Annotated in this window: 1 protein-coding gene (only partly in view); it reads right to left on the bottom strand. The window is 64.0% G+C overall.

The window, feature by feature from the left end:
* Positions 1–115 precede the first annotated feature (115 nt).
* Positions 116–16,631: the 3' portion of an LEPR-XLL domain-containing protein gene (locus VGV07_RS20185; protein WP_326870530.1), read on the bottom strand. It continues 12,530 nt past the right edge of the window; the window shows 16,516 of its 29,046 coding nt (coding positions 12,531–29,046); its start codon lies beyond the right edge, outside the window; its stop codon occupies positions 116–118.

The raw sequence follows: 16,631 nt of genomic DNA, 5'->3' as shown, positions 1-16,631 counted from the left end.
GCAGCATGAGCGCCGTCACAGCAAGCCCTGATGTGGTCATATTCACCTAATCGGGCCGCCGCCTCGCCACCGTTGCGCCGCTGCAACACCCCTGCCGTCCGGGGATCCCGGACGACTAATCATCCAACGGCACAAAGCTACCGGTTTCGTCATCGAACACTAGGGCCCCGGACCGTCCAGCTACCGGCGGCAACAGATCGAAATCACCCGTCAGGATGTTGTAGAGCCAGTGGTCGAGATCATCGCGCCCGTCCAGGTCGTCCTCGTCATTGGGCGTGAGCACATTGATGATGATGGGATCGTTGGCCTTGAGCAGAGTGATCAGGTTGGGATCGAGCGGCCGAGCCGAGTGGTACCTGGCGTCCACGGCGCGGGTCGACAGGTCGATCGGGGTGAACGCCGGCGCCGTGACCCCGGGCACGAAGACGAAGGGCTCGCGCAGCGGCGGCCGCACCTTGGCTTCGATGGTCTTCTGCGCAGCAGCCGCGGGTAGGGACGGCGTCGTTACCGCCGGGGCGTTGCGGCCGAACAGCAATCCGGTGGCTGCGGCGCGGTTCACGTCCTTGCCAAGTGCATCGAGCATCGGCGAGAGCCAGCTGCGCCCGAGGATGGCACTGTTGCCGCTGGCGTCGACCGTCTGCTTGACAGAGTCCCTGGCCCCAGGGGTTTGCACAGCCTTGTCACGCGACCGATCGAATGCGACCACGTTATTGCCCGCACCGCCGCCGACCGTGTCGTAGCCATTGCCGCCCGAGACCGTGTCATCGCCAAGACCGCCATCGACGGTGTCGTCGCCCTGCAGACCGAACAGCACGTCGTTGCCGGCGTCGCCCCAGATCAGGTCGGTGTCGATCTGGTAGATCGACTTGAGGTTGACTTCGGCGACCGCGGTGCGGTGCAGCTTGCCGTAGAGGCCCCAATCGTAGCTGTAACGTAGCGTCGAAGCCTGGGTCGCGCCCGGCTCGCCAATCGGCAGGATGCGGACCGCGCTGCCGACGCCGGCGGCCCCGGCGCCGTTGATGATCGGCATGACGTAGGAATTGTCGCCGATGACGATGTCGGCGCCCTCATTGCCGTGGATGCTATCGGCATTGAGCTTGATGTAATCCATCGCCGGTTTCTTGGACTGGCGCGGATCGGACAGGTTGGTGAGCCAGTTGCTGACCGAACCGTTCGACGACCAGTCGCTCTGGCCGGAACGCGAAAGCGTCGCCTGGACGCCGAAGGCATTGGCCAGGGCCGCGGCGCTTCCCATGTTGCCCATGTAGAGCGCATCGATGGTCTTGAGGAACGAGTCCTGCATCTGGTCGGCGACCGACTTGGCCTGGGCCGAGCTATAGCCCTGGAACACCGCCGGCACTTCGATCAAGGCGGTATCGCCGATGATCACGTCGTCCTCGGTGCCGCCGTTGATGGTGTCGCTGCCGATCGCCAGTTTGTAGCCGAGTTGGTTGCCGAGGAGCCATGCGGCGCCGCCTTTGACCGAAGCGTCGATCCGATGGTCACGCCCGATGTGGGCGTTGAGTGCATTGGTGAGCGTGGTGTCCTGCGATCTCAGCGCTGTATCGATCGCTGCCTTGGCCGCTGCCGTGTAGGTTTTGCTCGGCGTCGGACGGGTCAGCATGATCGAAGGCAGCGTGGTGACGCCGTGGTCGCCCACCAGCATGTCGGCGCCGGCGCCGCCGTTGATCGTGTCGTTGCCGATATCCAGCGTGTGCGTCGGAGGTATCAGCACCGCCTTCTTCGGATCGTAGGTGCCGACAATGCCCTTGTCGGCGACATACCTGGCGATGACCTTGGTCCCGGCGGCGTGCACCGTGTACGACAGATCGGCCAGCGCCGTCTGCAGCTTGAACAGCTGGGCGTTGAGCGCCAGCACAGTGGCCTGGTCGTTGGCGCCGTCGAGCACCAGCATGCGGGCCGGCACGAGGACCGTGCCGGTGTCACCGAACACCGTGTCGTTGCCGCCATCACCGTTGATGGTGTCCTTGCCGATGCTCACCGTGGTCGAGCCGCCGAGGCGGGCGTTCTGGGCGAAGCCCAGCGACGAGAAGTTGGTCATCAGGTTCTGCATGGTGACCGAGAGCCCCGCGAGGTTATCGTCGATCGTCGCAAAGCCGGTCCCGGTGTCGGCTGCGATACGGCCATTGTCACCGAAGATGGTGTCAGCACCCTCGCCGCCACTGATCTCGTCATTGCCGTAGATGGCCGCCGAGGCGCGCGTGACGTTGCCCTGCACCGCCGCGAGGATAGAATACTTGCCGCCAGCCGTGATGTTTAGGCTGGTGCGGCCAGCCATATCGCCGGCAAAACCATCGGCATAGGGGTAGACTTCCAGCTGCGGCTGGTACGGTGTGAGCTCGTTCGGCAGCAGGTTGACTGAGGGGACCACGACCTGGCCGAAGACCGGCAGGGCGAGGCCCAACGCGGCATCGGCGGCGATGACGCGGTAGGCGTTGACGATGCCCGGCAGGTCGGTAGCGAAAGCCGCGTTGTTGCTGGCACGATCGCCGAAGATGACGTCGTTGCCCGCATCGCCCCGCAGCTTGTCGTTGCCGCGCTGGCCGAACAGGATGTCGTCGCCGTCATTGCCGTTGATGGTATCGTCATAGGCCGGTTCGAGATTGACCCCGATGGCTACGTTCTGCGCGGCACCGCCGGTGATCGTGGCGTCGCTGCCATTGGCCAGCACGCGCCCGGCCACGAGCAAGGCATCATAACCGAGCAGCTTTTCGGCGGTCGTCAGGTCAATGCCGCTGAGGTTGGAGGTCAGTTGCACGATGCCTGCTGCCGTCGCCACTTCCTCGAGCACGACATCGCGATGCCAGGTGCCGTTGGAGTTGAGCAGGGCCGAGCCGTCGGCATTGAGGGCACGCAGGATCTGGCCCTCGTCGCCGAGGATCAGGTCGTTGTCGGCACCACCAGAGATGATATCGGCACCGAGACCGCCGACGATCTCGTCAACCCCGGCATCGCCGTAGATGGTGTCGTTGCCGCGCTGGCCGTTGATGCGATCCTCGCCGTCGCCACCATGGAGCGTGTCATTGCCGCCGATCTTGTCGGCATGGTCGAACAGCACGAATTCGCGCAACAACGCGGGTGTGCGGCCAGCGATCGTCGGGTTGAGCTTGAAGACATAGTTCTTCCAGCTGGTGCCGCCGATGATGGTCCGACCGATGACGCCGTTGTCGCCGAGGATCACGTCCTCACCGGCATCGCCATAGATGGTGTCGTTGCCGTCGCTGCCGCCGACCACATTGTGGCCGCCGACCAGGTCATCGTCGCCGGCGCCACCCCAGATCTGGTCATCGCCCTGCTGGCCATAGACCATGTCGTTACCGGCTTCGGCATAGATCTTGTCCGCACCTCCGCCATCGGCGCCGCCCGAATAGATGGAAATCACCAGCTGGTTGACCGGGTTGGCAATATCGAACAGCGCGTGATCGCCGAACACCCGATCATCGCCGTCGCCGGAGTAGATGGTGTCGGCGCCTGTGCCGCCGATGACGATGTCGTTGGAGGCCTTGGTGTTGATGGTGTCGTTGCCGCCCGCATTGGGCGCGATCGAGAAGGCGCGCGTCAATGTCATGACACCGGCAATATCGGTGAACTCAACCTTGGCATTGTCGCCGAAGACGATGTCGTTGCCGGCGCCGGTGGTGATGCTGTCGCCGTCGGCGCCACCGATCGAGACGTGGTCGCCGTCACCGGTCTCAATCGTATCGGCGCCGCCGACCGAGGGGTCGATGGCATAGGCGGTCTTCAGCGCGCCATTGACGAACTCGGCATAGCCATTGTCGCCGAACAGCACCGAATTGCCGGTCCCGACCTTGAGATAGTCGCCGTCAAAACCGCCAAACACCAGGTTCTTGCCCGAGCCGGCAACGATCGTATCCTTGCCGCCGACCCCGGGCGCGATGGAATAGGCGATCTGCACCACGCCGTCGACGAACTCGGCATGGCCGCCATCGCCGAACAGGGTGCTGTTGCCGGCGCCGTTGGCGATATCGTCGCCCGCCGCACCGCCGAAGATCACCGCGTTGCCATTGCCGGCGCGAATCTTGTCGATGCCGCCGAGGTCCGGCTGCAACGAGAAGGCCATCGTCGCCTTGTTGTTGAGGAACTTGGCATAGCCGCTGTCGCCGAAGACGACGCTGGTGCCATCCTTGACGTCGATGTCGTCGCCGGCGCCGCCACCGATCACGGTGTTGAAGCCGTTGCCGACCTTGATGATGTCGGCTCCGTCATAAGTGGTGTTCTCGCTGACCAGCGCCACCAGCAGGCCGTTTTCGAAGTTGGCGACGCCATTGTCGCCCACCACAACACTGTTGCCATTGCCGGCGGTGATCTTGTCGGCGCCCGAACCGCCCATCAGGATGTGATCGCCATTGATGATGGTGATCTCGTCATCGCCATAGTGCTCGGGCGCGATGGTCTGTACCACCTGCGCGACGCCCAGGCTCGAGAACAGCGCGAGGCCATTGTCGCCGAGGATCGTGCTGGTGCCGGTACCGGCGGTGATGATGTCGCCACCTGCGCCACCCATGACGATGTTGCGACCGGCACCGGCCCGGATGGTGTCCTTGCCGCCCTTGTTGGTCGCGGTGGTCTCGACACGGAAGGCAATGCCGGCGGCAAAGAACGCCGCGCCGTTGTCGCCGAGGATGGTGTCGGCCTCGTCGCCCGAGGTGATGTCGTCCTCGTCGGCGCCGCCGATCACGATATTCTTGCCGGCGCTGGTGACGATGACGTCCTTGCCGCCATCGTCGACGAAGCTGGAGATGATCGACTTCACTTGGGCATTCTCGTCGAAGACGATCCAGCCATTGTCGCCCAGCACCACATCGCCGGCGCTGCCGGGATTGGGCGCCGCAGCCTCGGCTACCACCTCGATGAAGTCGCCGGCCGAGCCGCCGACCACGACGTTGCGGAGGTTCCCCACCACAGCCGCCCCGATATAGGTCCTGATCGTGTCGATGCCGCCATAGAGCGGGTCGGTACTTTCGATCTCGGTCGGCATGCCGTTGATGAACCTGGCGATGCCGTTGTCGCCGAACAGGATATCGGTCCCGCCGGTGCCGGTGACCTGGTCGGCTCCGCTGCCGCCGAAGACGATGTTCTTGCCCCTTCTGGCGTCGATGATGTCGTCGCCGCCCACCGTCGGATTGGTGGTGCGCACGGCGATGACGGCGCGATCGCTCATCATGTTGAGCACGCCCTCGGTGAGGGCAATGGTGGTCCCGTCGATTACGCCGGCCTGGGTGATGAGGCCGTGGTCGCCGATGATCACGTCGTTGGTGTCGCTGCCGGTGATGGTATCGGCCCCGGCGGAAGTCGCCTTGTCGTCGATGATCACGGTGCGCAGCGCATAGTTCACGTCGAAGGCGCTGTCGCCAATGATCCAGTTGCTACCCAAACCGCCGGTGATCTGGTCGTTGCCGGTGCCTCCGGCGATGAAGCTGGTTTTGGCCCCACCCTTCAGCGTGTCGGTGCCCGCGCCGCCATCGATCACCACGATGCCGTTGGCTTCGGTCGCATCGATGATGTCATTGCCATACTCGGTGAACTGGTAGGCAGTCCCGTTCGGCGCGCCAGGCAGCGCGCTGTAGCGCAGGCCGTTGGCCGAGGTATCGCCAAACAGCACCAGCGGGCCGCGGACAAGCGAGGCGCCCTGCAGGTCCACATCCGCGTCGACGGTCAAGGTATCGGACTTGCCGCCGCCATGAACGACGGTGAGCGTCGCTTCGTTTGTGCTCTTGATGGTGAAGGTGTCGGCGCCGTTGCCGAGCAGCACTTCGACGACGCCCATGTTGGTGTAGGTGATGCCGCGGGGGAAGCGCTGCGTGCCGTTGCCCGTGTCTATGTCGAGCGGATTGGACGGCATGTTGAGGCCGGAGATGTGATCGAGGGTGAGCTGACCGGTCTGGTTGGCCTGTACCGTGTCGGCAAACACCACCAGCTGGTCGAGATCTGGCACGTTGTCGTCGACGATATCGCGCACCACCACCGGGTTGGTTTCGCCCGGCAGCACCACGGCGCGGGTGATCGAGCGGTTGATGGGGCCGACGCCGCCTTCGATGAACAGCGGACCCTGGATGGCGACCAGGTCGTGCGGCTGCTGCGAGAACACTTTGATGTTTTCGGTCGAGTCGAGGCCGGCGGCGTCGTACTCGAGGGTGACGGTAACGGGCAGGTTCCAGTTCGCCGCGGTGAAGCGGACGTAGTAACCCTGGGCGTCCTGCAGCACGTCAGCGCTCAGCTGGGGCTTGGCCTTGCCGGTAACGAGAATGTTGACGCGCACCCAGGGGTTCGGCTCCTCGGACGTTGGCAGCGGCGGCGCCGTCAGCACCACCTGATAGGTGTCGGTCTGGCCGGACTGCGAGACTTGCGTCGAGCCGTCGGTCTCGATGATCTCGACACCCGGGGTGTTGGTATCGACGACCTCGACGCGCACGCGGGCCGTGTCGACAGCGGCATAGACGCCGCCCCCGAGGTTGCTGGTCACGGTGTGGGTGACGTCGGACACATAGCGATTATCGATCCCGTCGTTCATCGACGTAACCTTGATCTGCTGCGCGTCGCTCCACAGCAGGACGCCGGCGCCTGCGTCGGCGAAAAGGCCGAACTTCAGGGTGATGGTCGAGGCCTCGACGATGGCGCCGTTCGACAGCGTTATGCCGGTGCCCGCATCGAGCTTGACCGTCACCACTTCGCCGGCCAGCGGCGGCTTGTTGAGCCGGACGGTATAGTCATCTCCCGCCGGGTTGTTCTCGAACACCTGGGTGTTGCCACCCGTCTCGGAAACCAGCACGCCCGGCTTGTCGTCGTCCTGCACGCGCACCGCGACGTTCGGGATCAGGAAGTCTTGGTAGTCCGCGCCGGTGCTGATCACCGAGTGCGAGATCACCACCGTGCTCTCGCCTTCATGGGCGCCGTCGGAGTCCGCCTTCACATAGATGGTGGCGCCGGCCGCATAGTTGGCGCCGGTGAAGGCGACGGTGACGGATTCCGAGAAGGTGATGCCGTCGAGCGAGACCAGCACGGTCTTGCCTGGGCCGCCCGGGCGGGCGGTGAGCATGGCCGAGGCCTGGGCCGCCGAAATGGTGACGAACACGGTGGCCGCCGGTGCCGTAGGCAAGGTCAGCGTGTAGCTGTCGACAGCCGCCAGACCGCCGTCTTCGAGTACGTCGAGCCCATTGCCGACGTTGAGCGCCACCGTATTGGTAGAGGCTCCGGTGGCGGTGAGATCGAGCCCGCGTACGAACAGGCCACTATAGCGCGGGTCAGAGCTCTGAACGGTGTGGGTGACCGAGCCTTCGTCGCCCTGGTTGTCGGCAACCACGGTCTTGGTCACGTCGCCGGCGACGTTGAACGTATCAGAGCCAAGCCCGCCGATAAGGGTGGTGACCACGTCGGCCGCGGTCGAGAGCACGTAGAAGGTGTCGTTGCCCTCGAGGCCGTCGACTTCCATCGCCTCGGCATTGCTGATCCGCACGGTCAGGCCGGCGCCATAGACGCCGTCTTTGGTGATGACGAAGTTGTCGGCGAGTTCGGTACCGAGCACGACGATCTTGTCGAAGCCGGCGCCGCCGTCGATATCGACCGGAGCGTTGACGTTGTACTGGATGATGTCGTCGCCGGTGCCGCCGTTTAGCTTGACGTTCGCCGCGCCGGCGAGCGCAAAGGCGCGGATGATGAACTCGTCGTTGCCGTCCTCACCCTCGAGCCGCAGATCGGCCTTGTTGGAGTAGACCACGAACTGGTCGTTGCCGACGCCGCCATAGAGCACCGCCGGCAGGCTGATACCCTTGGACAGATAGGCATCGAAGCTGAGTTCCACAGTCTCGAAGCGGTCCTCGACCGATTCGATCGCTGCCGCATCGCGTGGCGTGGCGAAGACCTGCCCGACCTGGAAGCGGTCGTTGCCGACGCCGCCGTCGACGGTCATGATCGCCGAGGTGTCGTCGAAGTAGAACTCATCGTCTCCGTCATTGCCGTTGACGATCACACGGCCATTGATGTCTGCGGTGTAGTTGATCCGCTCGAAGGCGTCGGCGTAGGTGTCGACGCCGGTGCGATGCATATTGGCGATCATGTTCCGGCGCATCAGGAACACATCGGCCGCGGCCGTGCCTTCGATGCGCAGCACATCACCGGCATCGAGCTTGCTGCCGGTATCTACCACGTTGATGACGTAGTCCGAGGTCGTGCCCTGGACATTGACGAGCGTGAGGTCGCTGCCGTCCTGGCCATCGATGGTCAGTTCGTCGCGCAGTTCGCGGCCCGTGCCGTCCTTGCCGAAAACGCCGTCGGCATCGACGACGCCCTGATAGGTGGTCATCGAGGGCAACTGGTTGACGGTGACGGTGTCGTTGCCGGCGCCGCCGAAAACGAAGGTGTTGCCGTTGAGAGCCTCAAGGTCGAACAGGACGGAATCGTCCTGGTCGCCGCCGCTGATAGTGATGGTTGGAGCGGTAAAAATGCCCTTGAGGTCGGCCACGCCGCCTTCCGCATCAGGGTCGGGGCCAGAGACCTGGTAGTCGACCTTGATGACGATCTGCGTCGCCGCCTTGATGAGGGCGGCGGGCTTGGCGAGCAGCGGGTCGGCTGAAACAACCGGCCCCTCGACCAGCAGGTCGTCGCCCGCCAGCAGGCGGACTTCGCCGGTGGTGGATTGTACCGTGACACCAGCCTTGACGGTGATGTCGTCGGGCAGCGCGTCCTCGCCGCCATTTGCCTCGTTGTCATCCTCGGCCCAGATCTCAACGATACCGCTGGCGGTAGTGTTCTCTTTGACGATGACGGGGCTCGAGGCCTTGATATAGACGGCACCTTTCAGGGCGTTGACGCCGCTGTTGTTGACGTTGACGTCGCCGACGACCAGTTCGCCCAGATTGGCGATATAACTGCTGCCATTGAGCGCGGTGCCTTCGAGGTTACCGACTTCCGTGACGATCGACTTGCTGGCGCTGCCAATATTCTGATTGGCCGACAGGAACGTGCGGCGCGACACGATATTGCGCTTGTCGGTTTCGGTGTCGGCCCGCGCGTTCAGGATGCTGCCGGTCATCGCCACGATGAAGGCGAGCGGCTGCGTGCTCCCCGAGTCAGCGGTTGGCGTTCCCACCTGGTCGAGATTGAGGTCGCCGGTGGTCTCGGCGAGGTAGATGCTCTCGATATCGGTGAAGGCGCGGACCTTGCCGGCGGCCTGGTTCGAGCTGTCGATCTCGAGCTCGTTTCCGGCCTGGCCGATGGCGATCCGAGCCGACAGGTTCACCGAGTTACCGATGATGTCGGCGCCGAGCTGGGAGCCCTGCGGGTTGTACTCGGCATCGAGAATCGAGCCGAGCTCGGCGCCGAGATATACGTTACCGGCGGTTGAGGTGATCTTGCGCACGTTGAAGTTGCGCTCGACCGCATTGAGTGAGATGTCGCCCGCCGCGGTGGCGATCACCGTGCCGGTGGTGTCGGCATTGGTGGCGACGCCGCTATAGGCGCCGGTCACCACGATCTCGACGGCATCGGTGGCAGTACCGATGCCGCCGCCGGCGGTGAGTGAGATATGGTTGGCGCGGATCTTCTCGCCATCGGTCCCGACGGCGTCGAGGATCGAGCCGAGCGTGGTGGTGAGATAGACATCGCCCGAGCGCGAGTAGATCGCCTCCACATACATGTTGGAGGTCGGCGCGGTGATGCGCACGTCCTCGGTGGCGCGGGCGATGAGGCTGCCGCCCGTCGACATTTCGACGGTCACGGCGTTGCTCTCGCCGATGCCGCCATCGCCGGCTTCGAGCACGATGTCGAGGGCCTTGAAGTTGACCCCGCTGCCGCTGAGCGCGTTGACGATCGAATTGCTGGATTTCAGCCGGATCGTGCCGGCGGCGCCGGCCTCGATCTTGTCGACTTTCACCTGTTGCTCGGAGCCCAGGTAAATCGAGCCGCCGGCTTTGGCGTTGATCACGCCATCGATCGCCACATCAACGTCGTCGCGCTGCGCGACGATGACATGGGTGATGACGCCGTTGGCCGCGGCGAGCGGATCGAGCACCGCATTGGCGATGGTAACGGTCCGGTTGGCCTCGACGCCAAGCTGCGGCTTGGCCTCTGCGACCCCCGCAGCCAACTTGCCCACCAGGGTAATGGTGGTGTCGTTGATGGCCGCGATCTGGTAGTAGCCGCCCTTGGTGGTGGCGTTGGTGGTCTCGCCGCCGACATAGATGTAGTCGTTGACGGCGTAACCGGTCCAATCGCCGGAAAGGCGGGTGATGGTGCCCTTGCCCAGCTCGTTGTTGCCGAAGCTGACACCCAGGCCCTGCTCGACCTTCTTGGCGAAGACGATGTCCTGCCGTTCGGCCGAAGCGATGGCGACGCGTTGATCCTCAGTCAGCGAGGCCGGCGAGGCGCCCAGCGTGATCACCAAGGCATCTGCGACCTTGCCGATATTCTTGTTGGCATCGATGGTCAGGTTGCCGGCGGTGTCGACATTGTTGGCTTCGATCACCGTTTCGGTGTCGGTGACCGGCTTGAAGATGCCCGAGCCAAAGGCATAGAGCAGTTCGTCTTCGGTCCACACCTTCACGCCGGCGGTGAGATCAGTCTTCACCGTCCCGACAGCGAACAGGTACTTGTGCTTGGTACCGTCGCTGTCGGTCAGATCCCAGGTCTGCGCCGACTCGCCGAGGCGGCCGAACATCATGTGCAGGTCGTGATAGTCGTTGGTCTGCCGCGTCTCTTCGGCAGTCACACCCGTCGCGATGAAATTGGTGATGAAGGTGTCGAGGGCCACGCCGTCCAGCGGGGTGGCGGCGTTGGCGTTCTTGAACAGCGCCTCGGTCCGCAGCTGGTTCTGCAACGCCGTCAGTGCCGCTCCGGTGATGGTGATCGAACCGGCCGTATCGGGCTGTGTCGTGCGATACGCCCAGTACTGGGCGTAGGCCGCATCGATGTCGGTGCGTTGCGTATTGCCGTAGCCTTCATAGATGGCCTTGAGCGCCAGGTACTGCTGAGTGCGCGACGCTTCGAGGGTGGCGATCTGATCGGCCGCCTCCGCGGGATCGGGATAGAGGTCCTCGTAGTAGGCGACCTCGAGTGCACTCAGTTTGACGGTGGTGCCGTTGAACTGACCCTGCATCTGCCAGTAGGCCTGATACTCCTGCCGCTTCCAGGCCTCGTAGCCGTTGAGCGTGTCGGTGATCTTGTCGTTGACGCCGGTGCCGACGGTGAGCTGCAGATCCTTCCACATGCCGGCAAGCAGCTGCTCGCGACTGCGCAGATCCTTCTGCACGGTGAAATCGGCGTCGATCAGCGAGCCGGAATCCACCTTGATGTAAACGTTGCCGTCCGTCGCGGCCGAGATCAGGCGCAGATCGCCGACGGTTTCGCGAACCGCGACGTCGTTCTCGGCCTTGATGGTGACGCGGTGCTCGGCGAGCGCGCCTGAGTTGATCTGCAGCGGCCGGGCCGCGCCGTTGCCGATGCCGCCGACGGCGCCATCAGGTAGAGCAAGGTCCTGCGATTCATAACGGTCGGCAATGAGGTCGATCGAGTTGCCGGTGACGAGACCTGTGGCAAACACCCCGGCTGCGGTTTCAGCAGCGACGATACCGGCCTGTGCCACCAGGACGACGTCGCCCTGCGACGCGGTCACCGAGACGACGGACATGTCGCCGGAGATTTCGTTGAGGTAGACGCCACCGGTGCGTGAGGTGGCGGTCAGCTGCGCGAAGCTGTCGGTCTTGAAATAGCCCGGCGGATACTTGTCGACCAGGTCGATATTGATCGGCTTGATGTTGGTGAGCGTGCCGCCGGTCTCCCCGACATTGGCCATGTTGTCTGCGCCGATATCGTTCTTGGCGTCGAGCTCGATGCGCACGCCCTGCACGACGGATTCCGAGTGTGACGTGTCGATGCCAGCTTCGGAAGTGATCTTGGTGAGGCCGGTGGTGTTGAGGATGCCGCCTTCGATGATCACGTTGCCGCTGCCGTTCGAGTCGATCTCGACCCGGGCCTCGTCGTAGCCGGTGAAGCGGATGGTCACCGGTCGATCGGCTTCGATGGTGTGCCGGCCATTGGTCTGGTCGGTCGAGATGATGTCTTCCTGTTTGCGATAGTCCTTGGTGCCGTACCAATGGCTGATCGTCGGCAGGTCCTTGTAGAACCGCTCCTCCTCGAGGTTGAACTCGTCGGACTCGTAGGTGTGGACGGCGTCGGCATCGACGGCGCTCGCGGCGTCGACGCTGTCGAAATAGAAGAAGATCGAGTTGTCGATCAGCGCCGGTCCTTCGAGAACGGTGATCACCGAGGGCAGCGCGTCGAAATCGTCCGGCGAGAACGCATCGATGCCCAGCCACTTGGAGGTGGTGTAGACGCTGGTGTCCTTGGTCTCGACGACCTTGCCGACGGTCCAGCCGAAACGCCAGCCTTCCTGCGGCTTGTAGGTGAAGGTTTCGCGGTAGGGACCGTCTGCGCCCGCCACGTAATTGGTGACAGCGTAGTTGCCAACCTGCAGGTACTCGCGCTTGTCGGGCGCCGTGGTGGTGGCGCCCGGCGTGGTCTCGAGCTTGAACTCGCCCTCACGCACCGTGACGGTGCCGTCGTCGTCCACCTGATACCAGGTCTGCTTGTAGCCGTCCGCATTGGCAGCCTTGGCCTTGTCGTTGAGCCGGATGGTGCCGGCGCCGCGATCACGCACGTCGAGCTGCCTGATCACCACGTCATAATTGGTGTCGTTGACCACCTTGACGTGGACGTAACCGCCCAGCGCTTCGATGATACCGTTGCCGGTATTGAGCAGGTTGCCGGTGATGGTGATCGAGCCACCGGGAACGCGGAATTCCTCGATGACGATCTTTTTGGTCTCGACGTCCCAATAGGCATTGAACGCGCCGGTGCTGGCGGTCTTCAGCAGCACTTGCTTGGTGGTAGGCTTGCCCTTCTCGATCAGGGCGATCTCGTCGATCGTCGCCTGGTTGAGGTTGAGGACGTAATCCTCCTTGCCGCTGGTGATCACCCCGTTGAGGTCGACGAATTCAGCGGTGATGGAGATCCGGTTGGCAGAGATGCCCGGCTTGGGCGGCTGGCCCACAAGATTGGTGCCAGCACCCGGCGAAGTAATATCGCCGACGCCCCCATCGGTGGAGATGGCTTTCCAATCCTCGTAGGGGTTGCCGCCGGTGTGGTAGACGCTGCCCGGCGGCAGGTCGATCAGCACATAGCCCTGGGTCTTGAGGTCGACGGAATTGGCGTCGATCTCGGCATTGATGGTGATGTCACCCGAGCCGATCGAGTTGTCGATGATGACGTCGCTGGTGATCGCATCGATCGCGCCGGACACGGTAATGCCCGGCCAGGGCTCGTCGGTGCTGCTGCGCTGCCAGCTGTTCTTGATCAGAACGGTGGCGTCGGTGCGGATACCGGGCGTCAGCGTGATCTTCTCGAAAGCGGCATCGCCGGCCAGCCAAGTGTAGTCGAAGCCGGTGTCATCCTTGGCGTTCTTGGTGGTGACGTTGCTGGTGTTGGCGGCGGCGATCTTGCCCCTGGCCTCGGCTTCGGTGGTCGAGGCCGAGATTTCGTTCTGCAGGCCGTTAAGGAATACGCCGCCATTGTTCTCGGGGATGGTGATCCCCTTGATCTCGAGGAAGGCCTGGGTCTTGTTCTCGATACTCACCGACACGTCGCCCGGCGCATCGAGAGTGCCGTCGCCCTGCAACACGTCGGCCATGACATGGATGCGGCCGGCCGAGGCATAGATCGGGTCGACGACAATCGTCAGCACTTCGCGCAGCACCGGGATGACAACCTGCTGGCCGGTGATCGGATCGATGGCGACGATGACGTTGCCATTGTCGTCACGCGGCGGTTCAGCGAGGCCGAGGAAGATCAGTTCACGGGTCAGCCGCTTGATCTCGCTCTGCCAGAAAGCGCGCACCTGCGCGTCGTCGCGGTACCTGTCGTACTCGACACGCGCCTTGACCAATTCGTCGACATAGTTCGAGGTGAGTTGCTTCTTGACCAGCTTCACCGTGACGGTGTCGATCGCCGCGCCGTCCGCGCCCGTTGCGGTGATGACCGCAGTGGGATTGGCCTGCGTGCCGCCGACTGACTCGATCACCACGTTGACGACGCGGTTGAGCCCGGTGCGGATGACGCCATCGACATTGACGACCGAATCCACCTCAGAGCCGCCATTGCTGGTGAAGGTCTCGGCGCCGCCGAGCGCGCTGTTGATGCCGTCGCTGATGGCGCTGGCCCAGTTCCGGCTCTTGCCCTGCGAGATGATATTGGCGAGCGCGAAGGTGTCGGCGAGCACGTCGACATTGCCGCCCGACAGCACCGTCGCGCCATCCATCACGTCGATACGATTGGTGATGAACAGCAAGCTGTCGTTCCGCACCTTGTCGAGCGGGATGACGCTGCCGGCCAGGGTGTCGGCATAAGTCGCAAGCTTGTAGCTGTCGCGGTTGAAGCTTTCGTCCATGCCGGTCAGCATGCGGACATGGCGCAGCGCCTTGATCTCGGCGCCACCGCCGATGGTGATGTTGTGGACCGGATTGATCTCGAGCACGCTCTGCGCCGCCGAGGCGGTGAGGAAGCCGTAGTTGTCGACACTGACCTTGATGGTGGCGTCGACCTCGCTGTTGGAGGCGAGGCGAACGTCGCCGGTCGAACGAATCTTGATGTTGGAGTTGGTTGTCGTTGCCGGGTTGGTGCCGATCTGCACCGTGCCCACGACGCCGTTGCCGTCGTCATCGTCGTCGCCGGCGTCGTCCTTGGTGTCGAGGGTGCTGGAGGCGCCGATGCCGGAGATGACGCCACCGCCCTTATAGGCGACGGTATCGGCATAGAAGATATCGTTGAAGGTCGAGAGCGAAATCCCGCCGGCATCCGCCGAGGCGTTCTGCACGGTCAGCGTGACGTTGTCTTCCACAATCGTCAGCGTGTTGAGCGAAAGGTCGGTCCGGATTTCCGAGCCGGCAATGCTGATGGCCCCGGCCGAGATGCCGTCGACATTGGTGCCGATATCGGCCTTGGTGAAGTGGTTGGCCGCGGAAGCCGAAATGTTGGCGGCGGTAATGTCGGCGCTGTTGGCGAAGCGCGCCGTGCTGCTGGCATTGACGTCGTTGGTGGCCGAGGTGCCGTTGCCCGAGATGACGCCATACGAGCTGGTCTTGATCTCGTTGTTGGCGAGCGTGTTCTGGTCCGAGGCCAGCAGCAGGGCGCCGGTGGCGCCGCTCAACGTATTGGCGAGCAGGGTGATCTGCGCATTGGCGCCGATCTTGGCTTCCGAGTTGACGTTGGCGACGGTATCGGCCTCGCCCGAGGCGATGCCGACAAGGCCGCCGGCGCCGGGGCTGGCCGACGAAGCGTTGTCGTCATTGCCGTTGGCGCGTACCACCAAGTCGCCGGCGGTGATGCTGACACTGCCGGCAACTTCTGCCTTGGTGGTCGAGCTGGACGTGGCGGTGGCCTTGGTGGCTCCTGCGGCGACAAGGCCATAAGCGGCACTGTCGGAGGCGGCGCGCTGCCGGTTGTCGCCGCGCGCCGTGGCGGCCACGGTGCCCGAAGCGACGATCGAGGTGCCGGCACCGAGCAGCGCCGAAATCGCACCGATATGATCAGCATTGGTGACGGTGGCATCGGCGCCGATCAGTGCGCCGACGATGCCCTGCGACGATGCATAGGCGGTGTTGGCGCCCGCGGAGGCGCGCGCCTCCTCAGCCTGAAGCGTCAGATCGCGTACGGTGAACGTGGTGTTGTTGGTCTTGGTTTCCGACAGCACGTTGACGTCGACATCGGCCTTCGACACGCCGACCGCGAGGACGCCGCCGGTGGCCGCCTCGGTCTCGGCACTGGCCGATGGCGTCGCCGTGGCGCGCAGCGTCACATCGCGCGCGTCGATGCTCGAGGTGCCAAGCGTGCGGGCGGTGTTATCGATATCGATATCGGTGTCGGCATCGAGGCCCGAAACGGCGAGGCTGAACAGCCCGGCCGCTACCGTCAGCGCGCGGTTGACCGCAGTCGTCGTGACGTCGGTATCGGCGGTGATTTCGACATCGCCATTCACCTGCAGCGTACTGTGGTCGATATAGGCATCAGTCACCGCGACGACGTTGTTGGTCGTCTCGGCGCCGCCGCCGGCCAGAGTCGGGCCGATGCTGAGGTTGACGGCAACCGAAGCAAGTTCGGCCGTGGCGTCGAGCGTGATGTCGCTGGTGGCGTCGATCGTCACCTTGCCGGTTCCGAGCTGGAACTGCAGCGGATCGGGCGTCGCCAGTACGCCGTCTTCGAGCCGATCGAGATAGCCCAGGGCGTCCTTGGCCACCGTGCCGGTGACAAGCACCGCGCCGGCGTCCTTGATGTAGGCCTTGACTGCCGACTTGCTGAAATTGTCGGCCAGTGTCACCGCAACCGATGCCGCACCACCATAGGCGCCGGCCGCGCCGGCGATCGATGCTGCGCCTGCGTAGGCTTCCATGTCGATGGTGTCGGCGGCAGCGATGCTGATGTCACCGGCGGTGATGCCGGCGCCGTCGCCCGAGATATAGGCCGAAGCCTCAACTCCGACGTGGTTACTGGTCTCCGAGCCGGCCCCTGCCGCGGCGACACCCACGGCGCCGGCAGCGATGGCCACC

The organism is Devosia sp. (genome assembly GCF_035944845.1).
GTDB lineage: Bacteria > Pseudomonadota > Alphaproteobacteria > Rhizobiales > Devosiaceae > Devosia_A.
The sequence above is the reverse complement of the archived record's forward strand: the minus strand, read 5'-3'. Positions and strand labels throughout refer to the sequence as shown.